This is a genomic window from Natrialba chahannaoensis JCM 10990 (assembly GCF_000337135.1).
GTDB classification, from domain to species: Archaea; Halobacteriota; Halobacteria; order Halobacteriales; family Natrialbaceae; genus Natrialba; species Natrialba chahannaoensis.
Genome location: NZ_AOIN01000046.1, coordinates 159,983 through 185,070, shown reverse-complemented (window position 1 = coordinate 185,070; position 25,088 = coordinate 159,983). Strand labels below are relative to the sequence as shown.

Genomic DNA, 25,088 nt, shown 5'->3' with positions numbered 1-25,088 from the left:
CCGCGTCCACAGTTTCTGCCGTATCCACGACACCAGTCCTACCCAGCGAGTACCGCGAGTCAGTACCCCTGCTCTGTCAGTTCGAGTGTGTACGTCCCACTCCCGCCCCTCGCAGTGATGAGGATCCGTACCGTGTCGTCGGACTCGAGTGCAGTCGTGAGCGATTGGCTGTCGCCGGTATCGGTTGCGGACTCGTCCGCGTCCCACTGGGTAGGCCGTCGCCCGTCACGCGTGATGTAGAGTCCAACGTCGGAGCCGGACGGCCCGTCGAGCGACAGCGTCAGTTCGCACGGGTTCGCCGTCTGCGGCGCGTACCGCCAGCGCGCGGTGTCGGGCCACCAGCCGCTGCCATCGAGGTCACCCTCGACGCGGGCGGTGTTGGTTTCGTCGCCACACGCTGGTTCGTCGCTCTCGTTCTCCTCGGGTTCGTCATCTTCACTGCTGTCCTCGTCATCACCGTCCCCTTTCCCATCGTCGCCATTGTCGCCCGTCGTTTCCTCGATAACCTCCTCTGGCGAGAGTCGCTCGCCGTCGAGTTCGACCCACATCACGTCTGGCTGGCCGATATCGATCGACGTGATCGCCCCCTCGACGCTGAAAGCATCGCCCTGCCCGCCGCCGGTCACGCCGCCGGCGTGCCAGGTACCGTCGTCTTCCTCAATGTAATCCTCCGCACTGTAGGTACCGCCCTCGATGGTACCGCCAGAGGGTGTCTGTCCGGGGGCTGTCGTAAACTCGACCGGACCGGTCGCGGTGAACTCGTAGCTGGCGTATCGGGCGTCGGGTTCGGTGACGAACGAGAGTAGGTAAGTGTCCCCATCCGTCTCTTCTTCCTCCTTTTCTTCCTCTTCGTCGCCCTCTGGGTCCTCGTCTGCGTCGTCGTCCCGTTCGTCGGGCCCATCGTACCCCTCCGGCGCTGTCGTAACCGCGTTTCCAGCGTCGACGCGACCCGCGCCCTGCGCTGTCGAACTGAGACCGATATCCGTAGCCGTCTCCCGCAAGTGCTCGCGCAGCGCGCTACTCGAAAGCCCTGGGTACACAGATCGGACGAGTCCGGCGACGCCAGCGACGACGGGTGCGGCCGCCGATGTTCCAGAAATCCGGTCGTAGCCGTCGTTAAGCGTTGTCGAGAGCAGATTCTGTCCGGGTGCGGCGAGATCGATCTCGGGGCCGCGGTTCGAGAACGATGCGAGTCGATCGCGTGACGTGACCGCCGAAACGGCGAGGACGTCGTCGTACGCGGCCGGGTACATCACGCTGCCGCCGCTGTTGCCGGCTGCCGCGACGACGAGACACCCCTGTTCGATAGCGTACTCACAGGCGTTCTCGAGTGTCCATAGCCCGCTGGAACTCCCCAGCGAGAGGTTGATTACGTCGACCCCCTCGTCCGCCGCCCACTGGATCGCATCAGCAATATCCGAGAGTGCGCCCTGACCCTGTTCGTCGAGCGCCCGCGCGGCGAGCAGCGAGCAGTTACTGATTCCTGCCTGTCCTGTCCCGTTCTCTGTCTCGCCAGCGGCGATACCGGCGACGAGTGTCCCGTGCGTATCATCTCTAGAGAGTGGCTCGGGGTCGCTTCCCCAGCCGACAAAGACCTCACCGATGCGGTCGTCGATATTTCCGACCAGGTTCTCATGGTCGTACTCGATCCCTTGGTCGACGACCGCGATGGTTACGTCTTCATCGCCGAGTGACTTTGCCCACGCGTCCTCGCAGTTGACCTGCTGTGGCGCGTGCTGGCTGTCGTAGTACGGATCGTTCGGCGTGTACAACGACTGCAACGTCGCGTTCTCCTCGACGTACTCGATCGCATCGTTCGACTCGAGTGCATCCCGAATCCGATCCACCGCCTCCGCGGGGAGTTCGGCCGGGAGCTCGACGGCGACGTACTCGAGTTGCTCGTTCGAGTGGACGACCGTGACGTCGGCCGGCACCGCGTCGCGCGCCGTTCGTTCGGTCCCGTCGGCCGAACCGCGCGCGTATGTGGATTTGATTCCGAGGAGCAATTCCGTCTGTTTCGGTCCTGGGTTGCGGCCGGGTGTTGCACTCGAGAGGCCGCTGGCTCCGAGTAGTCCACCGAGGACGCCGGCACCCCTGAGCACCGATCGGCGGCTTCGTGTATCGCGTCGGTCTGGTAGCATGCGATGACAGTCACCTTTTCATGAAAGTAGTAGAGTTTTATCGAACTCAGAACTATTTATTCTAAATTTCTTGCACACAACTTATGTTTCTAGGAACATATGTTGTATATAAGCAGTTCACAGCTACAGGTCGAGGTTTATACACCCGCAAAACGGTTGAGAAACAGGGCCACTGTTTTCGCCCAACAGCACCGGGGTGCGCTGCTCACCGAGAACAGCAGCGGGAAGGAGTGACGGCAGTGGAACCGAATCCGTCCAGTATCGCCGCTCTCGTCGGTGCACAGCGGCTGAAACTCGGTCGGTTTCGCTACATCTTTCCCGGAGCCGTGGCTACCAGTTAGTATGTTTGACCGCGTTCGTGCCCGCCTCGCCCCCGATACTGACACCCATCGCGACCCAGCCATCGGGCTGTTCGTCGACGGGCCGAACGTCTTTCGCGACGAGTTCGACGTCGATCTCGACGACCTCCGCGACGTTGCGACCGACCTCGGTCGCGTCGGCGTTATCCGACTCTATCTCGACGAACACGCGACACCCGGTCTCATTCAGGCGGCCGAAGCGCGCGGCTTCGAGGTCACCATCACGAGCGGAGATGTCGACGTTAAACTGGCCGTCGATGCAACCGCACTCTCGACCGACCAGACGATCGATACACTCGCGATTGCCTCACGAGACACCGACTTCAAGCCCGTTCTGGAACACGCGGCTACACAGGGGATCGAGACGGTCGCAATCGCACCGGGCTCGCACGGCCGCTCGGATGCGTTGCAGAACGCAGCTGACGACGCGATCACACTCGGTTCGTAAGTCGTCCACCGGCTGAGACTTTATACCCGCGCCGGTCGTGCGAACAGCTATGGAGACGGTATCACACCAGGGCCGGGAAACGGCCTACGAGGTTTCAGACCGGGGTGGGGAGGGGCCGACAATCTGTTTCGTTCACGGAAGCGGCGGCACGCGAGAGGTCTGGAAATCTCAGCACCGTCTCGCTGATCAGTATCCCGTCGTCACGCTCGACCTGAGCGGCCACGGCGACTCCGACGACATCGACGCGAGCGCCGGCTACATGACCCTTTCGGCCTACGCCGACGATGTCATCGCCGTCGCGACCGAAACCGATGCCAGCGTCCTCGTCGGCAACTCGCTGGGCGGTGCCGTCGTCATGCACATCCTCCTCGAGCGCGGCGACGAGTATCGGCCCGATGCCGTCGTCCTCACCGGCACTGGTGCCCGTCTCGGCGTGCTCGAGGACCTCCGCAACTGGCTCGAAAACGACTTCGAGCGCGCCGTTGAGTTCCTCCACGGTCCCGACCGTCTCTTTCACGATGCCAAGAGTGAGTTGGCGGCGTACTCGAGTGACCAGATGCGCGCGTGCGGGCAGGCAGTCACCCAGCGCGATTTCGAGACGTGCCATGCGTTTGACGTGCGCGACGAACTGAGCGGGATCGACGTGCCGACGCTGGTCGTCTACGGCGAGCACGACAAGCTGACGCCGCCGCGGTATCACGAGTTTCTTGTCGACGAGATCGACGGCGCTCGATCGGTCGCACTCGAGGACGCGGCACACATGGTCATGCTCGAGCAACCGGCGGCGTTTAACGAGTCGGTTAGCGAGTTCGTCGCGTCGACCACGGAGTAGGCAGGAGAGAGCGTTGAGTCGGGTGGTATGGCATCGAAGTATAGTACCAACTGCAACTAGTTACACACTGATCGCACGTTCGCGGTTCTCGCTCAGTTCACTCGCTCCGAACCGCGCTGCCGCCGTGCGATCAGGTGTGCAGTGACTTGCAGTGGCTACTATAGTTTTCCGAGCAGTGAACGACTTCGTTCGGCGGTTGCACTACTGCGTTCGGCGATCAATGCCGAAAAGGGCACCACCGACGACAACCAGTCCGGCGGCGATCGAGACGATCGGTGTCTCACACCGGTTCACGCCGCCGTCCGGCGAGTACTCCAGCCAGAGCCACCGGTAGCCTTCGTACTCGAAGCCACCCGGCGGCCCGCCGACGTATCCAACGTCGGTGCAAGACGAGAGCGGAAGTGTGGGTTGTGGGAGCAGGACCAGGGCAAGGACGACGATAAGGGCCAGCGTGACGCCAATAAAGAGACAGATCGTACTGACTGTCGTCATCAGACGCGACATACTGTCTGTTAGCGGCATATTGTAATCAATAGTGGTTGCCTCATCAATCAACAACAATTTTGTGAGACATGTCTGTACTGAACGTATGGCTGATCAGTCGCCGAACGATGACCCGGACGGAAGAACAGACGAGGACGACGAGTGGAACCCGCGCCTTCCCAGTGATGTCCTCGCAGACACGTTCGTTCGGGCGGAGAACGGGCGGGTCATCACGTTCAACGTGCTCCTGTTTGCGGTCGTCGCGATCGGATTCGGTGTCCCACCGGTTCTGTACAATATCTTCGTCGGATTCGGTGGCACCTTCGGGATGGAAAGTGAAATCGAGAGCCTCCACATCGTGGTTGATGCGATCGCCACTGCGATTCTGCTCGCGCCGGTCGTAGCCACATTCACCGGCGTCCTCACCGGCTTTCAGTTCGACCAGTCGCCGTCGGCCGTTGGAATTCTCGGTGCCATCGGTGCGGTTACTGGCTTCGTAGTATTCTGTCTGCTCTTGGTCGTTCTCGGCGCTCTTAGCGGCATGCCGTCGAATCCACTACTCAGCGCGCTGGCCGAGGATCCGGCCTTTCCCGTCATGATGATCATTGGGGTCGCGCTCGCTGCGTTCGGTGGGGCGGCCACCGCGGGTATGTTTACCCGACAGTGACACGCACGTCAGGAAGATACTTCGAGTTCGCTGTCATCACGCTCTAAATTCGAATCGACCACGAGCACTGACGCGAACCGCTCAGTAAATCTCGTCCAGATCCGTCGACTCGTGGCTATGCTCGTCCGCCGGGAACGATCCCGATTCGACCGCCTCGACGTAGTCACCCACAGCTGACTCCATCTCCTCGCGAACCGAGCCAAACTGCTTCGCGAACGACGGCGACCACTCACTCAGGCCAACTGCGTCGTCGACCACGAGCACCTGTCCGTCGCACTCGGGGCCGGCACCGATTCCGATCGTCGGCGTCTCGAGTTCGGCTGTCACCTCGGCAGCGAGGTTCGACGGGATGTGCTCGAGGACCAGCGAGAACGCGCCGGCCGCCTCATGCTCGCGCGCGAGGTCGAGAATTTGCGCTGCAGCCGCCTGATCCGTCCCTTGACGGGGGTAGCCACCGTACTGGTTGACGTGCTGTGGCGTCAGCCCGAGGTGGGCCATCACCGGGATGCCGAGCTGGACCAGCTTCTCGGTGAGGTCGACCGTGTGCGGACCGCACTCGAGTTTGACCGCATCAGCGCCCTCCTCTTTGAGCATGCGACCGGCGTTTTCGATGCTCGCGGCTTTGTCGACGCCGAAGGAGAGAAACGGCATGTCGGCAACGACGAGAGCATCGTCTGTTGTGCGGGTGACAGCGCCGACGTGGCGGGCCATGTCGTCGACGGTGACCGGGAGCGTGGTGTCGTGCCCGAGCGACGTATTGCCGAGGCTATCGCCAACGAGGATGATGTCGACGCCGGCCTCGTCGACGATGTCGGCAGTCGGCGCGTCGTAGGCCGTCAGCATCGTGATCGGTTCGTCGCCTGCTTTGGCGGTCACGTCCCGGACAGTGGTCATGCGTACGTTCGTGTTCGTCTTCGAATAGTAAACAGCACCGTTCTTCACCTGCGCTATGGCGAGTCGTCGCGACTTGAGTAGCGCACGAGTTGCGACAGGACACAGCCGCTTTGAGTGGCGAGTCGCGACGCTTAAGGGGGCTGAGGCGGGAGATTCACTCGTGCCAGACCCCGTCGAAACCACCACGCCCGACGGCGTCGATTACGGGTGGGTGATGCAGATGACGTTCGTCCTCACGATCCTGATCGGGGCACCGATCGTCGCGCTCCTCTCGACGAGCGCAGAGCTTCCGACGTGGGGGTCGCGAGCCGAGTTTGCGATCCGCGTGGGTGCGGTCATCTGGTTGCTTGTCTCGGTTTCGGTGTTTCTGTACGCGAAGCGAGCACAACGCTAACACGCCCCTGCGTGGGGCGTGGGGCGTGGGGCTGGGGGTTGGGGTCGAAGTGAGAAACGAGTGGGAACGAGAGCAAGAGAGTCGAAAGACCGCTTCAGACACCAGACGGCCCATCACCGACGTACTCGAACTCGACGCCGGCCCGCCTGGCCGTCTGTTCGTCCCGCGCCGAATCGCCGATGAAAACTGTGTCTGCCGGTTCAACACCGAGTTCGTCGACCGCAACGAGCAACGGTTCCGGATCTGGCTTCTGCGTCTCGACCGTATCACGGCCGACGATCACGTCCACCGCCGACGCGAGTCCATGGGACTCGAGTGCCCGTCGGCAAGCGGCCTCGCAGTTGAGCGAACAGACGCCGACCGGCATCGCTTGCGTCCCGTTTTCGAGTTCATTCGCGTGTGCGAGCCGAGGTGAGGTCGATGCACCGTCGCGTTCGTGGGCAGCGATAGCCTCCTCGACGGTGTCGGCGAGGCCAGCGCTGGCTGCGCCCTCGAGCATCGCCCAGAGATCGTTGCTCGGTGGGTCGACGTTCGCGTCGGCGTAGACGCTCCGTACGTCGCCAGCGACAGCGTTCCAGTCGACGTCGAGGTCGACGAGTGTGCCATCCAGATCGTAGACGATCGCGTCGTACTCGGTCACAGTACTATCAAGGGATGGTGGGCGCATAGGGACTTCGGTCAGTCCGGTCACGGGCCCGGCTGTGAGAGATGGCTACTCGAGTCGCGCTAACTGATTGAGCGCGTACACGGTCCACAACACGTCGACGCTGCGGCCGCGGTCGAAGACGAGTTCGTCCGTGTCGAGGACGTGCTCTAGGGTGTCTCGTGACGCGTGTTCTGGGGCAGCGGCGATGCCAGCATCGTTCTTGTCGGCCCAGCGCATGACGCGCAGGTCGCTCTTGGAGTCACCCATAACGAGGGCAAACGGGTCTGCGACGTCGAGTACGTCAAGTGCGCGCTCGACACCGACAACTTTGTTGAGTTCGAGGCTCCCGATTTCGGCGGCATCGGCCTCGTAGTAGGCGACATCGATTCGGTCGAGCACGGCTTTGAGGTCGCCAGGAACGGCGTCGGGGTCGAGATCTGGATACGTGCCTTCGCTCTCTAAGACGGCTCGAATCTCGGGGTCCTGGTCGGCGTAGAAAGTATGGGTCCAGTCGGTGATTGATTCGCCCTCGAGTTCGATGCCGCCGTTTTCGGTGTTTCCTTCTTCCTCCACACTGCCGAACGCGAGCACTGTGCCTACCGAGTCCGCGAGCAACTCGAGAAGGTAGACCAGCGCCTCGTCGATGATCTCGCGAGCGTGTGTAGAACCAGTCTCGTAGTTTGGCTTCATCGTGACGTTAAACTCGTTGCCCTGCAGGTGACAGCCACGCCGCAGGTCTGGCGGTGCGTCGGGCAGGACGCGCGAACGCACGTCGTCGAAGACGTCCCGAATCTCGTCGTCCAGGTCCTCGTAGAGCAGTTGTTTCGTGTCCGCTCCGTGGCCTGGCGTAAAGACGCCCGTGCCCGCCTCGTAGACGATCGAGAGGTCACCAGAGTGGACGATTTCGCTGCCCAGTCCCTGGATTGCGAATCCCTTGACGTTCTCTAGGGTCTGGCCCGTACAGATGACGATCGGGATGCCGGCTTCGTGGAACTCCGTCAGCACGTGCAACGTCTCGCGGGGAATCTCGTTGTCCGTGTTACCGGCCGAGCGCAGCGTCTCGTCAACGTCGAGCACGAGCACGTTCACCGCGCAGCCGTACTTGGCCTCCAGATCAAGCGCCGTAAACGCCTGATCACGAGTCGTGTGTGCTGCGAGTTCTGCAAATGTCTCGCCCGCTGCGAAGTCACTTCGAATCTCGTTCTTGCGCGCTTCGAGTTCGTCGTTCGCGTCCTGCCAGTGCTCGAGTGCAACTCGTGAGTCAACTGCGGGGAAGATGTCGACGAACTCCTGGTACTCCTGTAACGTGGTGGTTTCGTACTCGTCGTAGAGCCGGTAGACGAGATCGTATCGCTCCATGTGCTCAACTGACAGTGGCAGCGGGATAATCGTTTTCCGTCGTGTGCGGTGATGTGTTTGCAGTTCGTCACGCTATCGGCTGGTCGGGTTCAGCACTGCTCTCGGTCACGGCTCATTTTCGAAAGGACGACACGACTATAAAAACCGCGTCCGAAGGACAGTATATGAAAAACGTTGACGATCTCATCGAGAGCGCTGCTGAACTAGCGGCGCGTGGGCTCTCAAAGGGCGAAATCGCAGACGAACTGAACGTCTCACGCGAAACCGCAAGCTGGCTCGTCGAGCGAAGCGATGCGACGACCCAGTCGGACGACGAACCCGTTAACGGCGCATCGACGACGGACACCGCGACGGAAAACGGAAGTCGTCCACAGGATATCCACGTCGACTGGTCCGCGATCGGGCGCGACAGCAAGCGCATGGGACACATCGCTACCGCGATGGCAGATCTCCTCGCCAAACACGGCGAGGATGTCGATCTAACGATTGGAATCGAGAAAGCGGGTGGGCCGATCGCCACACTCGTCGCGCAAGAACTCGAAACTGATCTCGGCACGTACACGCCTGCGAAACATCAATGGGAAGAAGGTGATATTGAGGACCTCGGTGGGACGTTTTCCCGGAATTTCGCAGGGATTCGCAACCGAGAGTGTTACATCGTCGACGACACGGTCACCAGCGGAACGACGATGCGTGAGACGATCGAAGCAATTCGCGCCGAGGGTGGCGAGCCGCTTGCCTGCGTCGTACTTGCAGACAAGCAGGGAATCGAGGAACTCGAGGGGGTTCCTGTCTACTCGCTCCTGCAAGTGATTAGTGTCGGGAGAGACGAGTAACACCACACACGTTCCGTCGTCCTCTCCGTTGACAGTTTACCAGTATCCGTGACCGTCAATCTGGAGACACAGTTTCTGTGTGGGGATACTCACACCGTCTAACTAACCAGGCGGTCCCATGGTGTCTTACAACTGGAAAGCGATCCATACGCGTTCTGCCCCAGCAATCACTCCATCTCAAGTCAGCTGCGTGATTGAAACGTTTCGGCACTCGAGTGCGGTTCGCTCGTAAACGATTGTTAGATGATGGCCTGAATTCGCCGTGCTCGGTCATGCCATCTGAGTATGTGTACCCTCAGACACACAATTTTATGTCGTATGTTACCATATATTTATGTCGGAAGGTGGTGGCGCGGATGTAACAATCGTTTGTCCGCTGTCTCCGTGAGATAGGTGCCGCATTCTATTGGTGGTCGGCGTTCCGGTATGGAATCGAGGATCTGACAATGGACGACCGACTCACACGCCGACGGCTGATCGCAATCAGCGGTGCAGTAAGTGCTGCTGCGCTCGCAGGATGTAACGACGACCCAGAGGATCCAGATGACCCAGCCGATCCGGGTGACGATCCTGTGGACGATGATGATCCGGTTGACGACGATGACGACATGGATGATGACATGGATGATGACGATATGGATGATGAGAACGGGGACGAAGACGACGAAAACGGTGATGAAGACGATGACGAAAACGGCGACGAAGATGAGAACGGAGACGAAAACGGCGACGAAGACGACGAAGACAACTAACTGTCACCACTAACAGTCACTTCTTCGGAACCAACAGCGTTGGCGATTCAGTTGCTACTCCGTACCCAACAGCAGCGAGTCACAGAGTTCGTCGGGTCCACCGGACTCCAGTAGCTGGCGCTGTCTGGTGGCACCACTGTCGCGTTCGTAAACGTCACGGATGCCGTCGATGCCAAGTCGGTTGCACTCGCGGTCGACGACCTCGCCGAGGTCGACGGTACTCTCGAGGTCGCGGTCGATAAACGAGGCGTCGTGGCCGTAGCGCAGTGCACGCCACTTGTTTTCGTCGAGCAGCTCGCGTCGGTGACGCGAACTGGGAGTGCCGTCCTCGTACTCCTCAGCCAGCGCCTCGACGAGCGCGTGGGCATATTCGACGAACGCCAGCACGATGTCGGGGTCGGACTGGCCGTCCGGCGTCCGGAATTCGACGGTGCCGTGTTCGGTGTGGGGGCGCACGTCGTACCAGAGTTCCCCCCGGTCGTTGATCGAGTCGGTTTCGAGCATCCGGCGCTCGAACCGGTCGAAGTCCTCGTAGTCCTCGAAGTAGGTCGGCATCCCGGTGTTGGGAAGCCCCTCGAAGAGTTTCGCGCGTGCGGACTGGAGACCGGTGTCGAAACCGTCCCAGTAGGGCGAGTTCGCCGAGAGCGCGAGCATGATCGGAACGTACCACCGCAGTTCGTTGGCGATCCAGACAGCCTTATCGGCGTCGTCGACGCCGACGTGGACGTGGACGCCGGCGGTGGTGTTTCGATGCTGGGGGTACTGAATACGGTCGAGTTGTGCGCGATAGCGTGGCTTTTCGGCGTGCTCGAGTTCGCGCCAGCGCGCGAGCGGGTGGAGGCCTGCAGCGGCGATCTGGAAGCCGTGGCGCTCGGCGTGCTCGACGAGCGCGCGGCGGATCTCAAGGAGCACCTCACGGGCGTTACTGGGGTCCTCGATGAGCGGTGTCTGGGTCTCGATGACGAACTTGAACAGTTCGTGGTCGAGTCGGTCGGCGAGGATTTCGGGAGGGTCGTGATCGTAGACGAGTTCGTCGGTGCCGCTCGTGGGCCGACCGTGCTCGTCGACGACGAAACATTCCTCTTCGATCCCCAGTGTGCCCATGCGCGTGAACGAATCCGGCGACCCGCGTTCCATCGTTTTGAGGTTTCGGGCGCGGCAGTAAATACGATTTGGAGTCGGCACACAGTGTCGGTAGGACAGAGTGTCACGGAGTCAGGAACGATTTCATCCGCAGACACCACTCACTCGTCACAGCGCGAAACGCGAGACTGTGCGCGACTGGGTCTCGCCTCACGCCGCAAATTGTCCTCTGACCCGGCTACTCACCCGCTGCATCTGCTTTCGAGTCCGTCTCCGTCTCGTTGAATCGTCGAATTCGGCGTAGTGAAGCGCTGGCCTGTACGTGAGTCAATAATTTCGTCACGGTCGGGATAGCGCTCGACTGTCTGCTCGAGTAGGTCACCAACTGTGGTGTCATTTGGCACTCTGCATGGCGGTTCCACAACGGACCAGTGAGGTGTTGAGACTGGATACAGCCACTGAACTATGGTCACCGGGGAGCGGTCTATCGGACTCTTGGGATGGTCAGTACTCGCTAATTCGGTTGTTACTATCGAAAATAATCACGTGCTTCGAGGCTGGAACGGCACGCACAATCGATGCGCCGTCACGTTACTCGCGACTGGTGTCGTCCTCGGCCCCGTGTGTGTCCGTGTTCGTCCCTGAGTCGCCTGTAGGTTGGTCGCGATCGCCTGCGCCTGTGTTCTTCTGCTCTGTGCCTTTCGTGTGAGTGACGCCGTCTGTGTCTCCATTTGTGTCTGTACCTGCAGTATCACTAGCTACATCGACGTCCTCGCTGTCGCCAGTCTCGTGTTCATCGTCCGCGTCGTCGGACTCGAACTGATAGGTGGCAATTTCCGTCGAGCCACAGACTGGACACGTCTTGGGGTACTCCTCGAACTTCGACCCACAGTGTCGACACTCGTGGAGGACCACTCCATCCGCATCGGCCGGCGATCTGTCGCCCGTTCGTTCTCGTTGCAAGAACGACGGAAGAAGCCTATCGAGTGACATCGTAGTGTATTAGCTCGGTCGTGTCGGCGAGTGCGCAGTGCCATCAGGCCCGCGGAAGGCAGTGAGTGCCGGTTCGTTCGTCCCGTCGGGCGAGAAGACAGTCACCACGTCGTGTGGCCTGATTTCGGTATCACCGTGGGGAGTGATCACCGCGTCGTCGCGTTCGATTGCGACGACAAGCGTCTCGTCTGCCAGGACATCGTCGTCGGCCGCCGACTCGAGTGTACGGCCGGCGATCGGGGCATCTTCGTGGACGGTAATTTCGACGACTTCCGCGCCGCCGGTGAGGCTGATGTAGTCTGCGAGGGGTTCGCGGCGGCGACCATCTGCAGGGCCGTAGGGCGTGTAGGGGAAGTCGTGTTCGGTCTGCATGAGGAACTCGTCTTCGATTGCAACGTCTAGTTGCTCGAGTTCGCGTCCGATGCGACGGAGGTCGGCGGTGTCGGTGCCGACGGCGAGGACATGGAGGTTCATGTGCCCGCCCATGAGTTCGCGGACGTTGATCACGCCCGGAATCGTCCCGATTCGGCGGGCGACGCCCTCGACTTCGCCGAAGGATGCGTGACAGAGAAAGAGGTTCATCAGCGAGCCGTCGGCGTGTTCGAAGTCCACAGTCGCGTGGTAGCCGTCGATGATGCCGTGTTCTTCGAGTTGGGCGATCCGGTTGCGGATCGTTGCACCGGAGACGCTAACTTCCGCTGCGATGGTGGGGGCTGACGTGTTTCGCGCGTCGGACATCAACGCGTAAATGATTCGCCGATCGATTTCGTCAAGGCGATAGCTGCCTCCGGACCCATCTCCCATGTCCCTTTCTGCGTGACGACAGAATATATATCTACGGTACTTTCTATCGCCTAATTTGAAGTCGGTTGGTTTACGCATCGAAAATGGTCAATGTAGTGACTGACGGATCGTGAACACCGCTATATCTGTCAGTTTTTCTCGAGGCAGGTGGGTTACTTCGAGAGGACGGTTCACCGGACACAGAGCGTGGAGACGACGGTCACCCACCGGCTCCGGCGAACTGCTGTCGCCCGTCACGATGTGTCCTCCGGGAGGACGAGTACTGGAACATCCCCCACTGTCGCGAGTCGTCGCGTCTTGTCGCCGGTGAGTACTCGGTGAAGACGGCTGCTCTCCCGAGGCACGAACGCGATGACGGCACCATCGTGTTCATCGACGACAGTCCGGATTTCGTCAATTATGTCCCGCCCGTACCTGAGTTCGGTTTCAACTTTGTATCCAATCGGCTCGAGTGTCTCGAGCGCTTGCTCGAAAACCGTTTCCGCCTGGCGCTGACGCGCACCGAGTGGCGCTTTGTCAGGTGCACCACCCGCTTTCTCGATCACGTGAACGACGTGGATCAACACGTCTGGTGCGACGTGCTGTCGTATCGATTCGTACGTTTGTCGTGCATCCGTCTCGTTTGCGACCGGGACGACTACACGACGGAGTTGTTGTACTGTCATCAATCCATCCGCTCAGCGCGGTTCTCCCCCTGGTGTTGCGATGGCAGATTGAGACGACTTCACTACGTGAGTGGCTATCATCTATCGCTTACTGTTCTCAGTCGATGCTGACGATACGAAGATATATTAGTTTCTAGGTTACGGTTCCGAATTCTCCACTCGATATTTTATTGTTTCAAAATATACGACAGCAGTGTGAATTCACTACCGCTCTCACTCATAGAGTCCAGCGGTCCGGAAGAGCGCACCGAACAACACCGCAATCGGAATGATTTCGAGTCGGCCAATCCACATGTTGAAGAACAACATCGCTTTGGCCGTCTCGGGCATCTCTGGACCGGTGATTCCTGCATCGAGACCGACGTTGCTCTGTGCACTCATCACGTCGAAGATGACGTACTCGACCGGGTGGTCCGGCGAGAGTGTCCAGAGGAGGACGGCGACGCCGACGATGAGGAACACGATCCAGAGAAGGAAGACGACGGCGGCTTCGGTGTACTCCCGCTGGGCCTGTGCTTCCGAGAGCGTCCGTTTGCCGAGGCGGAGCTTTCTGATCGCCGTGTCCGGTGAGAAAACGCTCCGAATCTGCCAGAGCGTGCCTTTGAGCAGCGTGGCGACGCGGATGAGCTTGAGACCGCCGACGGTCGAGCCAGCGGCGGCACCGGTGAGCATGCCGAGACAGACGAGCAACGTTGCACCGGCTGTCCAGGCCTGTTCTGTGCCGTTGCCGATCGTCGCAGTACCGAAGCCAGTGTTCGAGGTGGCGGAGACGAACTGGAAGAGCGCGATGCGGAAGGTCTCTTCGACGGTTTCGTACTGATCGGTCAGCAACAGGACGGCAGTCAGTGTGATCGAGCCGATGCTGAACCAGATGAAGACCCATCTGGTCTGAATATCGGCGTAGATGTTTCGAAGTTCGCCTTTGAGGATGAGATAGTGGATCGGGAACGCAATGCTGCCGGCGACCATCACCGGGATGACGGCGTACTCGATCAGCGGACTCCCATAGTGACCGATCGAGTCGGCGTGAATCGAGAAACCGCCGGTGGCGATGGCGGTCATCGCATGGTTGATCGCGCCCCAGAGTGGCATCCCGACGGCGAGAAACAGCGCGATGGCTGCAGCCGTAAAGCCGAGGTAGAGCTTCCAGATTTCCCGAACCGTCGAGACAATGCTGGGGTGAATCTTTTCCGATCGAGCTTCGCTCTGGTAGAGCGTCAACGAACCACTCCCGGGTCGTGCGAGAATGGCGACGGTGAGGACAATGACACCAACGCCGCCGACCCACTCTGTGAACGAGCGCCACCAGTGCAGCGACCGTGGGAGGTCGTCCTCGACGGGTGCCATTGTCAGCCCAGTGCTGGTGAAACCGCTCATACTTTCGAACATCGCGTTGAGCGGCGCTTGAAAGACAGCCGTCGTTTCGTTGATCGCTGGCGTGTTCATCCACGCTGGAAGTGGGTCTACAGTGATCGTCCATGCGATCAGGAGGAACGGTACGCCGCCGAGGACACCGACGACACCCCACGCGCTCGCCGCGATGAGCATCCCGTGAAGCGTTCCGGGGTCCGGCGCGTTCGCGAAGCCACGTGCGAGGGCCGTCCCGATAGCGAGCATGAACACACCCGAGACGACGAACGCCGGCACCGCGAAGTACTCGCCGTTGAGCACAGCGACTGGAACGGAGAGAAATGTCATGAGCGAGACGACCTGTACGATACGGCCGACGCCTCGCCCGACGGTACTGAACTGCATCGGAATCAGTGCTCACCGGTGAACGCCGCGACCGCATCTACAAGCGAGACATCGTCCGTGAACACTGTCACCTGGTCTCCCGCCCGAATCGACGTATCGCCTTTTGGTGGTCGGATCTCCGAACCGCGCTTGAGCGCAACGACAAGACAGCCGTCCGGGAGCTGCCCTGACTCGGTGGCCGCTCGGAGTCGCTTCCCACTCATCGGTGCGTCTTCAGTAACGGTCAACTCGACCAGTTCCGTGTCGTCCTCGAGGTCGATAAAGTCACTGACGCCGGGGTACCGAACCGAGTGATAGAGATAATCGGCGATCAGCCGCTGTGGATTCTCGATGAGTGTAACGCCGATCTTCTCGAACACCGGTAGATTTTCAGGGTCGTGAACCACGCTGACGAGGTTCGCGACATCGTGTTCCTGTGCGAGCAACATGACCATGATGTTGACCGCGTCGACGTTCGTCGTCGTAATGACGGCATCAGCACGGCCGATTTCGGCATCCTTGAGCGTGCTATTCGTCGTCGCGTCCGCGTTGAGGACGAGACAGTCGTGCTCGCTCGCGATCTCGTTTGCACGTTCCTCATCGTCTTCGATGACGACAACATCGTTGCCGTCCGCAACTGCGAGGTCGATCAGATTCGAGCCAATACTTCCTGCGCCAACAATAACGATATACATCTCTTATACCTCCGAATCAGTCTGCGTTTCGTCCGAATCGGCCGATTCGACTCGTGAAAACACGAGGACGGGCTGTTCACTCTCGGTGATCAGGCGATACGACTCCGTGTTCGACAGCAGTCGCTTCAGCCGGCTCTCCGGCTGATGCGCAAATCCGATAGCAGATGCGTCGACCGCTTCCGCTGTCGCGATAATTTCGTCGACAACATCGATCCCGTACCGCAGTTCACGGTGTATCTCCGGCCCGTCCTGAAACCACGTCTCGACGGTCTCGAAGATCGACTTGGCCGCTGTTGCTCGCGCCTCGACCGGCGCTTTGTCGGGATAACCGCTGGTCTGTTCGAGTACATGGACCACGGTAAGCGTCTCAACCCCGTCGTCGATGACCGAGTCGAGTGCCACACACGTCGCGCGTGCATCCCGTTCGTTTGCGATCGGGACCACGAGCTGTGCGATCAGGGAGTTAGTCATCGTCTCCCCCTGGTGTGCCGGTCGTGTACTCGTTGCCGCTATCGTCTGTCGTCAGTGGCCTCATATTCGACACTGATGACACCATTTTCGATTCAAGAATATAACTCTACCTAGTTTCGGAATCAAAAATGAGTCCCAACCAAAGTGGCCATCACGAAATAGGCTGTCGGTTGTAGCGGAGAGATCACCAAAACGTAGTCCAGTTTTTCAGCATGTGAGCGAAAGTAGGTGAGCGTCTCACCACCGTCATCGAGCAAAACCGCTGATAGCAGTCCAAACCCTTTGATTCGAATCGGTCGGCCTGCTCAGTCAATACACTTAACAAAGAGTGGGGTCCAGTACCCCAGTATATGAGTCGACTTTCGATCCACAAATATCTGGGGTGTCTTTTCTCCCCACTCGGTATCCGCGGGGGTGTCAGTGTCTATGTCTGACCAGGAACTCGCACGCGACCTCGGCTTCCTCGAAGCCTACACGCTCGGCCTCGGTACCATGATCGGTGCCGGTATTTTCGTCCTGCCGGGCATCGTCGCCGAAAGCGCCGGTCCCGCGAGCATGATCTCGTTCGCGGTCGGCGGACTCGTCGCACTGTTTGCGGCACTTTCACTTTCAGAACTGGCAACTGGTATGCCGAAAGCCGGCGGTAGCTACTACTACGTCAACCACGCGCTTGGCAGTTTCTTCGGTACGATCGTCGGCTGGGGCATGTGGGCCGGGCTGATGTTCGCGACCGCATTCTACATGCTCGGCTTCGGCCAGTATCTACTCCAACAGTCCGCAGGTGCACCTGCTGTCGTCATCGCGGCACTCGGCATGGCCGCACTCCTGATCGCGGTCAACTACCGCGGCGTCAAGGAAACCGGCTCGCTCCAGAACGTCATCGTCATCTTGCTCGTCCTCCTGATCCTCGTCTTCATCACCGTCGGACTCGCGCGTATCGATACGACGCTGCTCGATCCGTTCGCACCGGATGGCTGGAGTGCCGTCGGAGCCACCGTCGGCACGGTGTTCGTCGCGTTTATCGGCTTCGAGGTGGTCGCCACCAGCGCCGAGGAGATCAAAGATCCGGGACGGAACCTCCCACTGTCGATGATCGCGGCCGTCCTCACACCAACGGCGCTGTACGTCCTCGTCATGCTCGTCAGCACCGGTCTCCTCCCGGTTCCAGATCTCGAAGCCTCCGACATCCCCGTCGCAGATGTCGCCGGGACCGCCGCAGGCATGTTCGGCTCGCTCACCGTCGGCGGCTACACGCTGGGACCCATGGCGCTCGGCGAGTACACACTCGAGTTCGCCACCGTTGGTTCGGTCATGATGATCGCCGGTGCGGTCCTGGCGACGATCTCCTCGGCGAACGCGTCGGTCCTCTCAGCTGCGCGGGTCAACTACGCGATGGGGCGAGATCAGATTCTGACGAATTGGCTCAACGACATTCACAACCAGTATCGGACGCCGTACCGCGCCATTCTTGCGACGGGTGTGATCATCCTTGCACTGATCGCAAGCCCGCTCCCGATCGACACGCTCGCGGACGTGGCGAGTTTCATGTTCCTCATCACGTACGCGCTCGTTCACATCGCGGTCGTCGTCCTGCGGCGTGCGGAGCCGAATGAGTACGATCCGGACTTCCGGATTCCATCGTGGCTGTATCCGCTCGTTCCAGTGCTTGGCTTCATCGCGTGTCTCGCCGTACTGGTCCAGATGTCGCTCACTGTCCAGTTGATCGGCGTTGGCATCGTTGTCGTCAGTATCGGCTGGTACGTCTTCTACGCGCAAGAACAGGCGATTTCAACGACGCTAATCGGTGAGGCCGTCGCGCCGGCAGACGAGGAGCGCCCGGAGAACGACATCTATCGCGTCGTCGTCCCTGTTTCGAACCCCGAAACGCAGCGGCCATTGATCAGATATGCTGCTGCGAGCGCTGCGAGTCAGGACAAGGATGCCGAACTCGTTGCCGTCAACGTCATCGAGGTCCCGCCACAGACCTCGCCGTCACAGATCGAGTTCGAAGAAGAGCGCGTCGAGAACCAGCACAAACTCCTCGAACGAACCATCGAGGCCGCCGACGATCTGGACGTGCATATCAGAACTCGCGCGATCGTCGGCCGAAACGCAGGCGAAACGCTGCTCTCGGTACTTGAGGAAGAGGAGGCGGCTCACATCGTCCTCGGCTGGGCCGGTGAGCGCCGTCGCCGGGACGTGCTCTTTGGCTCGACGATCGATCCGATACTCGAGCGGGCCCCGTGTGATGTGACGCTCGTCCGAGATCCCACGGAGGAACCGGGAGACATTGTTGCGCTGGCCGGGAACGGACCCCAGGCACCCGTTGCTGCGCGCCGGGCGGGCGAGCTTCGGCGAGCATTCCCCGAGAGTTCGCTGACGCTGTTGAACGTGCAGCCGCCGGTGGAACAGGACGGTGGGATCGGGGTAATAGAAGCAGACGATACTGCGGCGGAAGGTACAGCTGAGGGCGAAGACGACGATTCGGATGCGGATGCAGACGCAACAGACGACACCGCGCTCGACCCGACTGCGATTGGCCGCGAAACGATCACGGATGTCGCAGCATCGGCCGATTTCACGGCTGACGAGTACGACCCCCGCGTTGTCGTCGGCGAGGATGTTCGGGACACACTCCTCGAATCGGTACTCACCTACGACACGATCTGCGTCGGTGCGACGGGGACGAGCACGGTCGCACAGGCACTGTACGGGTCGATCCCGCAGCAACTCGAAGAGGAACACGACGGAACAGTCCTCATGGCCCGAGGGGAGACCAGAACGCCCCGAACGTTCCGGCAAGCACTGATCCAGCGACTCGAACGCTAATTAATCGATGGGTACACTATTATCCATGAGAGACAATGTTGGCATGGTAGAGGTGAGTGCGGGATGCGCGTAATCGTCGTGGGTGCTGGTGAGGTCGGCCGATCGATCGCCGCCAATCTTGAGTCCTCACACGATGTCGTCGTGGTTGACCGCGATGGCGAGACTGTCGAGGAGCTCACGTACGCTCTCGACGTGCTCGCGATTCAGGGGGATGGAACCAAACTCGAGACGCTTCGTCAGGCCGGTCTCGACGACGCTGGGTTGATGATCGCCTGCACCGACGACGACGAGTCAAACGTCGTCATCTGCGGTGCTGCGAAGGCGAACGGTGACACTTTCACGATCGCTCGGGTGAGACGACGGACCCTTCTCGAGACGTGGACCGGTTCGGAAGGGGCCTTCGGCGTCGACTTCATGGTCTGTACGGACCTGCTGACCGCCCAGACGATTTTCCGGATTTCGGGCTTACCGGCCGCACACGACGTCAACATGTTCGCCGGCGGGCTCGTCCGGATGGCCGAGTTCGAGATCGGACCGAACAGCCCCGTCGCCGGTTCGACGGTCAGGGAGGCAGACCAGTACGATTCGCTGACGTTCGCCGCTATCTTCCGCGGCGAGGAGATGATCGTCGCAACCGGTGAGACGAGCATTCAGGCGGGCGATCGAATCGTCGTCATCGGCAGTCCCGAGTCCGTGACCGGGTTCGCCGACGACATCGTCTGTACCCACGACACCGACGCTGACGAGGTCGTTATCGTCGGTGCGAGCGAGATTGGTTTCCAGACCGCTCGCGAGTTCGAAGAGCACGGTTTCAGTCCGCGTCTGATCGAACAGGACCATGACCGCGCACGCGAGTGCGCAGAGGCCCTGCCGAACACGATGGTGATGGAAAACGACGCCACGGACGCCGAGTTCCTCGCGCGCGAACACGTTGACGAGGCGGATATCGTCGTTGCGGCGCTCGATGGCGACGAGAAGAATTTACTCGTCTCCTTGCTTGCGCGCCGACTCGGCGTCGACCGGACCGTCGCAGTGATCGAGAATCTTGAGTACGCGGAACTCTTCGAGACGGTCGGCATCGATGTCGCGATCAACCCGCGCGAGGAAACCGCCGAAGAGATCGTTCGGTTCACCCGGACGGATCATACGGAAAAGATCGCGATGCTCGAACACGACCGGGCAGAGGTGATCGAGATCGAAGCCGGCCAGAACAGCGTTCTGACGGGTCGAGAGATTGCCGACGCGACCGCGGATCTCCCTGACGGCGTCGTGATCGGTGCGATCTCGAGAGGCGGTCGTCTCGTCACACCCCGCGGGACGACGGTCGTTCAACCCGGCGACCACGTCGTCGTTTTCGTTGATTCCGCGGTGTTAGATGAGGTTTCGCAGGTGATCTGATGCGGCGGCGTCTCCACGTCGATTTGCGGCAGGGCTAGCGCTCGTTGGAACGCTACTCGCCTTACTCTCGATTACGTTCGTCGTGCCGATCGTCACCGCCCTGCTGTATGGCGGTGAGGATCTGTGGGTATTCATCGTCTCGATGGTGGTCACCGCCGGATTCGGCCTCCTCCTGCGCCGACTCGATCCGGACCCGACACCCGGTGCGCGGGAAGCGTTCTTCGTCGTGGCGTTCACCTGGCTGTTCGCGTCGATATTTGGCGCGTTACCGTACATCCTCGCGGGAACTGGGGCAATTGCCCACCCGATCAACGCGCTCTTCGAGAGCATGAGCGGCTTCACGACGACCGGTGCGACAGTGATGGAGACAATCTCCGTCGAGGAACATTCCCACGCGATCATGCTGTGCGACAGCTCACACAGTGGCTCGGCGGGATGGGAATCATTGTCCTCGCCGTCGCAATCCTCTCACAGCTTGCCGTCGGTGGCGCGCAACTGATGGAAGCCGAGACGCCGGGTCCCGGCGTCTCGAAGCTCACGCCACACATCGCCGAGACGGCTCGCGTGCTCTGGCTCGCGTACATTGGCTTTACACTGCTGTACATCGCGCTACTGTACGGTCTCCACCAGACGGGCTACGCGCCGGAGATGGACGCGTACAACGCCATCGCACACGGCTTTACGACGCTACCGACCGGCGGCTTCTCCCCCGAGGCCGATAGCGTGGCTGCCTTCTCGCCGGCCGTGCAGTGGCTCGTGATCCTGTTCATGTTCATCGCAGGCGTCAACTTCGTCCTCTGGTGGCACATGCTCGCAGGAGACCGCACGGCACTCATCAACGATACCGAGTTCCGATTCTACCTCGGCGTTGTCACCGGCATGACGCTGCTGCTGACCGCCGTGCTCGCAGTCACGGCCAGTGACGTCGGCCCTGATCCAGGACTCGAGTCCAGCCTGCGCCATGCGGCGTTCCAGATCGTGTCGTTGACGAACTCGACGGGGTACGCGAGCATCGATTTCGACGCGTGGAGCGGCCCGGCAAAGGCGCTCTTGCTGTTCGTGATGTTTCTGGGCGGCAGTACAGGGTCGACGGGTGGCGGGATCAAGATGCTTCGCTGGCTGGTGATTCTCAAATCACTTCGTCGGGAGGTGTTCACGTCGATCCACCCGGAGGCGGTGCGTCCAGTTCGCATGAACGGGCAGGTGCTCGATGAGGAAGCGATTCGCGGAATCTACGCGTTTACGCTGCTGTAGGTCGCGATATTTTTGGTCGGCATCGTGCTCCTCGCGGTCGACACCGCACGCATCGGCTACGATATCGAAACGCTCGACCTCGTCAGTGCGTCTATTGCGACGCTCGGAAATATCGGTCCCGGGTTCGGTGCCGTGGGGCCAATGGCGGGCTACGGTGACTTCCCTGAGTCGTCAAAGCTGCTCATGATCCTCTACATGTGGATCGGGCGACTTGAGTTGTTCCCGGTGCTCGTGTTATTGACGCGGGCGTACTGGCGGTCGTAAGCGGATTCGGTCTCAGGTGCTTCTCTGGTTCCGCCGTGTTCTGGCTTCCTGATTCGCTGGATCAGACCTCTTCGAGTGCGTACACCGATCCGTCACCGCTCCCGATGTAAACCACACCGTCGACGACTGCCGGACTACTTGCAACCCAGCCCTCGGTCGTGAACTGCCAGTTCGTCTCGCCCGTCTCCGCCGACAGCGAGCGCACGGTGCCGTGCTCGTTGCCGACGTAGAGTGCGTCACCGACGACGACCGGGCTGCTCCGGACTCCCTGGAAGCCGCTCTCGGCCCAGAAGTACGTCTCTGGGCTCGCAGTCTCGTCATCGTCGTCTGGTTCCGGTCCCGCAGCTGGTGACAGAGCGTGGACGTAATTGTCAAAGCTCGCGGCGTAGACTGCGTGTTCCGTGACGGCTGGACTCGCCGTCACTGAGCCGCTAGTCTGGAACGTCCACCGGATGTCACCCGAGTTAGCCTCGACTGCGTACAGCAGATCGTCGTTGCTCCCGACATAGACAACGCCGTCCGCGACAGTCGGTCTGCTCTGGATTCGGTTGCCCGTTTCGACGCGCCAGCGCTCGTCGATCGGATTGTCTGCCTCGCCATCGTCACTGTCTTCGTCAGCACCCTCGCGCCACTGGTCCGCTGCCGTATCGATGTCGACCGCGTAGAGTGAGTAGTCCGTGCTCCCAAAATAGACGGTTCCGTCTGCGACCGCGGGCGCGCGCATTATGGACTCCTCAGCCGGGAACGCCCACAGCAGGTCGCCGTCGGTCGCGTCGAGCGCGTAGAGGTGGCCATCGTTGCTGCCGATGTAGACGACACTGTCCGCGACGGTCGGACTCGCGGCGACGCCCTCGCCAGTGTCGAACGTCCACGTGGGCTCCGGCTGCGTTCCGTCGCCGTCCGCCGGCAGGGCATACACCGTCCCGTCCATACTGCCGACGTAGACCGTCCCGTCGACCACTGCCGGACTGCTCGTGATCGAGTCGTCGGTTGCGAACGACCAGCGCTCGTCGCCGTCGTCTGCTCCAATGGCGTACAGCGAGCCGTCCATGCTGGCGACGTACACTGTTCCGTCGACGACGGCGGGGCTGCTGTAGACACTATCGTCTGTCGGGAAGTCCCAAAGCATCTCTACGTCAGCCGTCGGGCCGACACCCGGCGCGTGACCGGTGTTCGTCGCGTCGTACTGGAACGACTCCCAGGAAACGTCTGCATCCGGATCGGCCGACGGAACCGACGGCGTCACATCGTCGGTACTCACCTGTTCAGCATCGCCGGAGAGACAGCCCGCCAGTCCGAGCATGCTCCCCGTCGCTGCACTCGCCAGAAACGCTCGTCGGTCGCACAGTCCGTTCATTCGTCTCTTGGTGAGTGTCGGACATCACTATATATGGGCTTTCTGCAACACGAACGAAACTGCTGTTGTCGCCGGCACTCCCAGACCACCACTGCCACCGCCAGTAACATCACCACCCCCTGCCCGACAGCTACAGCGGCCGTGCCACAATACCCAGATGATCCGCGTGATACCGCTCTAAGGACTTTGTCTCGAGTACCTCGTATTCTGCTTCCAGTTCTTCGCGCACGTCGTCGAACACCGCCGACGGGTCACGAGTCACGTCCTCGCTCCGGGCCTTGACCGCGAGCAGGAGTCGGCCGTCGTCTGCGAGGAACCGACGGTTCTCGAGTGCAACTCGCGCCTGTCCGCGCGTGGCGACGTCCTGTACGATAATGTCGACATCCGATTCGACGACGTGGGCGTAGGTGTCGGGCTTGCGGGCGTCCGCGAGCAGCGGGAACAACTGCGAGCGCGAGGCCGCCGCCTCAAGAAGGTCTCTGGCTGGCCGGGCCGCGAACTCGACGGCGTAGGTTGGGCCGGCGAAGTCCGCAACGTGGCTCACCGTCGTTCCGCTCGCTGCGCCGAGATAGAGGACGGTGTCGTCGCCCGCCAGATCCGTCTGCATCTCGAGTTCGAGCATCGCGCCGAGTTTCGAGCGGCTGGGGTCCCAGGCGCGCCACTCATCGTCGGTGGGTTCGCCGTAGACGGGCTCGCCGCGGGTGGCGAGTCGGTCGGTGCCATCACCATCGCCGCCGAACGCGTGGCGCTCGACACCATCAGGGAGGTGCTCACTCATCGGTACCGCCTCCGTTGTCAGCGCCGTTGCCGGCAGTGTCGTCGCCCCCTCCACCCTCGTTCGTCCGCGCCTGAATTGTCTCAACGCGCTCCTCGAGTTCCGCCTTCAGCTCCGGCTTGCGCTCACCCGAGTAGTGATCAACTCGCGCGGCAATAGCGATCTTTCCAGCGACGGCCCGGGCGGCAGAACCCCGCTCGTCCGGATGCGTCCCACGAACTGCGTCGTGCATGTAGAGAATCCCGTGCTTGGGCGAACTCGCGTGCCCGCGCAGGTGGGCGAACAGCGCGTCCTCCGCACCCAGCACCTGAATTGTCCCGCTTGGCTTCTTCGCGAGGGACTCGAGTCCACCCGTCAGCGAGAGTAGTCGGGCACCGAGCACCGGCCCGGCGAGGGCGGCGAGATTCGGCGCGACGGTTGGCGTCTGGCGTTCGACGAACTCCCGGAGGTCGTCGGCTTCGTCCGCGAGGTCGACGACGCGCTCGGCCAGCGAGGCGATCGGTTCGTGACTGGACTCGAGTGTGTGTTCGCCGCTCGTGATGTCGCGGGCAAACGAGATGCCGGTGCCGGCGTCGGGATCGACGGTGCCGGCCCATTCGGCGAGGCGTTCGGCGAGTTCGTTGGCGGTGCGTTCGCAGTCGTCCATGGCGCGGACGGCGTGGACGAGTTGGCGGTCGTCGGCGGCTTCGCGCTCGGTGACGGTGGCGCGGGTGGTTGCCATCGTCGCCGCGTGCAGTAGGCTGTAGTATTCGTCCTTGTCGTCAGCGATTCCGGCTTCGACGGCCAGTGACGGCCAATCCTTGGGTCTGTCGGCGGTTCCGTCGCGGATTGCAGTGACGGCGGTGGAGTCGCGGGCATCGGCATCGTCGAGAGAGTCGAGCGTCTTGAGGTTCTCGAAGTCGTCGGCATCGACGGCCGCGAACCAGGCCGACTCCGCGGCGGCGCTGTCAGTCAT

General features: G+C 61.1%; 23 protein-coding genes and 1 pseudogene. 9 read left to right on the top strand and 15 right to left on the bottom strand.

Annotation, left to right across the window (positions count from 1 at the left end; all coding sequences use genetic code 11):
• Positions 1-59: 59 nt before the first annotated feature.
• Positions 60-2,141, bottom strand: a complete 2,082-nt coding sequence (locus tag C482_RS08280) for a S8 family peptidase (protein ID WP_006167085.1) — start codon at positions 2,139-2,141, stop codon at positions 60-62.
• Positions 2,142-2,483: 342 nt separating this feature from the next.
• Here C482_RS08280 and C482_RS08275 point away from each other — a divergent pair, with 342 nt between their 5' ends.
• Together C482_RS08275 and C482_RS08270 are read left to right on the top strand one after the other, a co-directional pair.
• Positions 2,484-2,948 (top strand): NYN domain-containing protein, encoded by a 465-nt coding sequence (locus C482_RS08275; RefSeq protein ID WP_006167084.1) that lies wholly within the window; start codon positions 2,484-2,486, stop codon positions 2,946-2,948.
• 49 nt (positions 2,949-2,997) lie between these two features.
• Positions 2,998-3,780 carry an alpha/beta fold hydrolase gene (locus tag C482_RS08270; RefSeq protein WP_006167083.1) on the top strand — a complete coding sequence of 261 codons (783 nt, stop codon included), beginning with the start codon at positions 2,998-3,000 and terminating at the stop codon, positions 3,778-3,780.
• A gap of 201 nt (positions 3,781-3,981) precedes the next feature.
• Here C482_RS08270 and C482_RS08265 read toward each other — a convergent pair whose 3' ends face one another.
• Complete coding sequence (locus C482_RS08265; protein WP_049896565.1) at positions 3,982-4,284, bottom strand: hypothetical protein; 303 nt, start codon at positions 4,282-4,284, stop codon at positions 3,982-3,984.
• 85 nt (positions 4,285-4,369) lie between these two features.
• On the opposite strand from C482_RS08265, the gene C482_RS08260 reads away from it, so the two are divergent.
• Positions 4,370-4,930, top strand: coding sequence for a hypothetical protein (locus tag C482_RS08260; protein ID WP_006167081.1), 561 nt, complete (start codon positions 4,370-4,372; stop codon positions 4,928-4,930).
• A gap of 81 nt (positions 4,931-5,011) precedes the next feature.
• On the opposite strand, the gene panB is transcribed toward C482_RS08260, so the two are convergent.
• A complete protein-coding gene (panB, locus tag C482_RS08255; protein WP_006167080.1) occupies positions 5,012-5,824 on the bottom strand; it encodes a 3-methyl-2-oxobutanoate hydroxymethyltransferase in 813 nt (270 codons plus the stop codon).
• 160 nt (positions 5,825-5,984) lie between these two features.
• Here panB and C482_RS08250 point away from each other — a divergent pair, with 160 nt between their 5' ends.
• The gene (locus C482_RS08250; RefSeq protein WP_049896571.1) at positions 5,985-6,218 is read left to right on the top strand and encodes a DUF5822 domain-containing protein; all 234 of its coding nucleotides are present in this window, start codon (positions 5,985-5,987) and stop codon (positions 6,216-6,218) included.
• A gap of 94 nt (positions 6,219-6,312) precedes the next feature.
• On the opposite strand, the gene C482_RS08245 is transcribed toward C482_RS08250, so the two are convergent.
• Together C482_RS08245 and C482_RS08240 are read right to left on the bottom strand one after the other, a co-directional pair.
• Positions 6,313-6,885 carry an HAD family hydrolase gene (locus tag C482_RS08245; protein WP_083858595.1) on the bottom strand — a complete coding sequence of 191 codons (573 nt, stop codon included), beginning with the start codon at positions 6,883-6,885 and terminating at the stop codon, positions 6,313-6,315.
• A 45-nt stretch (positions 6,886-6,930) separates the two neighbouring features.
• Positions 6,931-8,223, bottom strand: a complete 1,293-nt coding sequence (locus C482_RS08240; RefSeq protein WP_006167077.1) for an HAD family hydrolase — start codon at positions 8,221-8,223, stop codon at positions 6,931-6,933.
• A 164-nt stretch (positions 8,224-8,387) separates the two neighbouring features.
• Here C482_RS08240 and gfcR point away from each other — a divergent pair, with 164 nt between their 5' ends.
• Together gfcR and C482_RS08230 are read left to right on the top strand one after the other, a co-directional pair.
• A complete protein-coding gene (gfcR, locus tag C482_RS08235) occupies positions 8,388-9,059 on the top strand; it encodes a transcriptional regulator GfcR (RefSeq protein ID WP_006167076.1) in 672 nt (223 codons plus the stop codon).
• 446 nt (positions 9,060-9,505) lie between these two features.
• On the top strand, positions 9,506-9,811 hold the full coding sequence (locus tag C482_RS08230; RefSeq protein WP_006167075.1) for a hypothetical protein: 306 nt from the start codon (positions 9,506-9,508) through the stop codon (positions 9,809-9,811).
• A gap of 54 nt (positions 9,812-9,865) precedes the next feature.
• Here the strand turns inward: C482_RS08230 and C482_RS08225 are convergent, their stop codons facing one another.
• The 7 genes from C482_RS08225 to C482_RS08195 all read right to left on the bottom strand — a co-directional run bounded on the left by C482_RS08225 (position 9,866) and on the right by C482_RS08195 (position 16,256).
• Positions 9,866-10,948 (bottom strand): glutamate--cysteine ligase, encoded by a 1,083-nt coding sequence (locus C482_RS08225; RefSeq protein ID WP_006167074.1) that lies wholly within the window; start codon positions 10,946-10,948, stop codon positions 9,866-9,868.
• A 537-nt stretch (positions 10,949-11,485) separates the two neighbouring features.
• Positions 11,486-11,887, bottom strand: coding sequence for a hypothetical protein (locus tag C482_RS08220; protein WP_006167073.1), 402 nt, complete (start codon positions 11,885-11,887; stop codon positions 11,486-11,488).
• A 9-nt stretch (positions 11,888-11,896) separates the two neighbouring features.
• Complete coding sequence (locus C482_RS08215) at positions 11,897-12,691, bottom strand: Lrp/AsnC family transcriptional regulator (RefSeq protein ID WP_006167072.1); 795 nt, start codon at positions 12,689-12,691, stop codon at positions 11,897-11,899.
• Between the two features lie 233 nt (positions 12,692-12,924).
• Positions 12,925-13,356 carry a universal stress protein gene (locus C482_RS08210; protein ID WP_006167071.1) on the bottom strand — a complete coding sequence of 144 codons (432 nt, stop codon included), beginning with the start codon at positions 13,354-13,356 and terminating at the stop codon, positions 12,925-12,927.
• Between the two features lie 213 nt (positions 13,357-13,569).
• Positions 13,570-15,111, bottom strand: a complete 1,542-nt coding sequence (locus tag C482_RS08205) for a TrkH family potassium uptake protein (RefSeq protein WP_006167070.1) — start codon at positions 15,109-15,111, stop codon at positions 13,570-13,572.
• 5 nt (positions 15,112-15,116) lie between these two features.
• Positions 15,117-15,785, bottom strand: coding sequence for a potassium channel family protein (locus C482_RS08200; RefSeq protein WP_006167069.1), 669 nt, complete (start codon positions 15,783-15,785; stop codon positions 15,117-15,119).
• 3 nt (positions 15,786-15,788) lie between these two features.
• The gene (locus tag C482_RS08195; protein WP_006167068.1) at positions 15,789-16,256 is read right to left on the bottom strand and encodes a universal stress protein; all 468 of its coding nucleotides are present in this window, start codon (positions 16,254-16,256) and stop codon (positions 15,789-15,791) included.
• 426 nt (positions 16,257-16,682) lie between these two features.
• Here C482_RS08195 and C482_RS08190 point away from each other — a divergent pair, with 426 nt between their 5' ends.
• The 3 genes and pseudogenes from C482_RS08190 (at position 16,683) to C482_RS08180 (ending at position 22,001) form a co-directional block, all read left to right on the top strand.
• Complete coding sequence (locus tag C482_RS08190) at positions 16,683-19,085, top strand: amino acid permease (protein WP_006167067.1); 2,403 nt, start codon at positions 16,683-16,685, stop codon at positions 19,083-19,085.
• 63 nt (positions 19,086-19,148) lie between these two features.
• Positions 19,149-20,483: a Trk system potassium transporter TrkA gene (trkA, locus tag C482_RS08185; RefSeq protein ID WP_006167066.1), complete on the top strand. Its 1,335-nt coding sequence runs from the start codon at positions 19,149-19,151 to the stop codon at positions 20,481-20,483.
• Positions 20,483-22,001 (top strand): annotated as a pseudogene (locus C482_RS08180) (TrkH family potassium uptake protein). The gene trkA and the pseudogene C482_RS08180 overlap by 1 nt, the downstream one beginning before the upstream one ends.
• A gap of 61 nt (positions 22,002-22,062) precedes the next feature.
• Here the strand turns inward: C482_RS08180 and C482_RS08175 are convergent.
• The 3 genes from C482_RS08175 to C482_RS08165 all read right to left on the bottom strand — a co-directional run bounded on the left by C482_RS08175 (position 22,063) and on the right by C482_RS08165 (position 25,088).
• Positions 22,063-23,358, bottom strand: coding sequence for an outer membrane protein assembly factor BamB family protein (locus tag C482_RS08175; protein WP_006167065.1), 1,296 nt, complete (start codon positions 23,356-23,358; stop codon positions 22,063-22,065).
• Between the two features lie 130 nt (positions 23,359-23,488).
• Complete coding sequence (locus C482_RS08170) at positions 23,489-24,136, bottom strand: fibrillarin-like rRNA/tRNA 2'-O-methyltransferase (protein WP_006167064.1); 648 nt, start codon at positions 24,134-24,136, stop codon at positions 23,489-23,491.
• On the bottom strand, positions 24,129-25,088 hold the full coding sequence (locus C482_RS08165) for an NOP5/NOP56 family protein (RefSeq protein ID WP_006167063.1): 960 nt from the start codon (positions 25,086-25,088) through the stop codon (positions 24,129-24,131). Before C482_RS08165 ends, C482_RS08170 begins: the two co-directional genes overlap by 8 nt.

Coding starts and splice junctions, on each gene's coding strand:
- C482_RS08230 (WP_006167075.1), top strand. CDS start 9,506: ATGGACGACCGACTCACACGCCGACGGCTGATCGCAATCAGCGGTGCA.
- C482_RS08195 (WP_006167068.1), bottom strand. CDS start 16,256: ATGACTAACTCCCTGATCGCACAGCTCGTGGTCCCGATCGCAAACGAA.
- C482_RS08225 (WP_006167074.1), bottom strand. CDS start 10,948: ATGGAACGCGGGTCGCCGGATTCGTTCACGCGCATGGGCACACTGGGG.
- C482_RS08240 (WP_006167077.1), bottom strand. CDS start 8,223: ATGGAGCGATACGATCTCGTCTACCGGCTCTACGACGAGTACGAAACC.
- C482_RS08275 (WP_006167084.1), top strand. CDS start 2,484: ATGTTTGACCGCGTTCGTGCCCGCCTCGCCCCCGATACTGACACCCAT.
- C482_RS08170 (WP_006167064.1), bottom strand. CDS start 24,136: ATGAGTGAGCACCTCCCTGATGGTGTCGAGCGCCACGCGTTCGGCGGC.
- C482_RS08165 (WP_006167063.1), bottom strand. CDS start 25,088: ATGACTGACAGCGCCGCCGCGGAGTCGGCCTGGTTCGCGGCCGTCGAT.
- C482_RS08280 (WP_006167085.1), bottom strand. CDS start 2,141: ATGCTACCAGACCGACGCGATACACGAAGCCGCCGATCGGTGCTCAGG.
- C482_RS08175 (WP_006167065.1), bottom strand. CDS start 23,358: ATGAACGGACTGTGCGACCGACGAGCGTTTCTGGCGAGTGCAGCGACG.
- C482_RS08200 (WP_006167069.1), bottom strand. CDS start 15,785: ATGTATATCGTTATTGTTGGCGCAGGAAGTATTGGCTCGAATCTGATC.
- C482_RS08220 (WP_006167073.1), bottom strand. CDS start 11,887: ATGTCACTCGATAGGCTTCTTCCGTCGTTCTTGCAACGAGAACGAACG.
- C482_RS08265 (WP_049896565.1), bottom strand. CDS start 4,284: ATGTCGCGTCTGATGACGACAGTCAGTACGATCTGTCTCTTTATTGGC.
- C482_RS08270 (WP_006167083.1), top strand. CDS start 2,998: ATGGAGACGGTATCACACCAGGGCCGGGAAACGGCCTACGAGGTTTCA.
- C482_RS08260 (WP_006167081.1), top strand. CDS start 4,370: ATGGCTGATCAGTCGCCGAACGATGACCCGGACGGAAGAACAGACGAG.
- C482_RS08215 (WP_006167072.1), bottom strand. CDS start 12,691: ATGGGAGATGGGTCCGGAGGCAGCTATCGCCTTGACGAAATCGATCGG.
- C482_RS08210 (WP_006167071.1), bottom strand. CDS start 13,356: ATGACAGTACAACAACTCCGTCGTGTAGTCGTCCCGGTCGCAAACGAG.
- panB (WP_006167080.1), bottom strand. CDS start 5,824: ATGACCACTGTCCGGGACGTGACCGCCAAAGCAGGCGACGAACCGATC.
- gfcR (WP_006167076.1), top strand. CDS start 8,388: ATGAAAAACGTTGACGATCTCATCGAGAGCGCTGCTGAACTAGCGGCG.
- C482_RS08190 (WP_006167067.1), top strand. CDS start 16,683: ATGTCTGACCAGGAACTCGCACGCGACCTCGGCTTCCTCGAAGCCTAC.
- trkA (WP_006167066.1), top strand. CDS start 19,149: ATGCGCGTAATCGTCGTGGGTGCTGGTGAGGTCGGCCGATCGATCGCC.
- C482_RS08245 (WP_083858595.1), bottom strand. CDS start 6,885: ATGCGCCCACCATCCCTTGATAGTACTGTGACCGAGTACGACGCGATC.
- C482_RS08205 (WP_006167070.1), bottom strand. CDS start 15,111: ATGCAGTTCAGTACCGTCGGGCGAGGCGTCGGCCGTATCGTACAGGTC.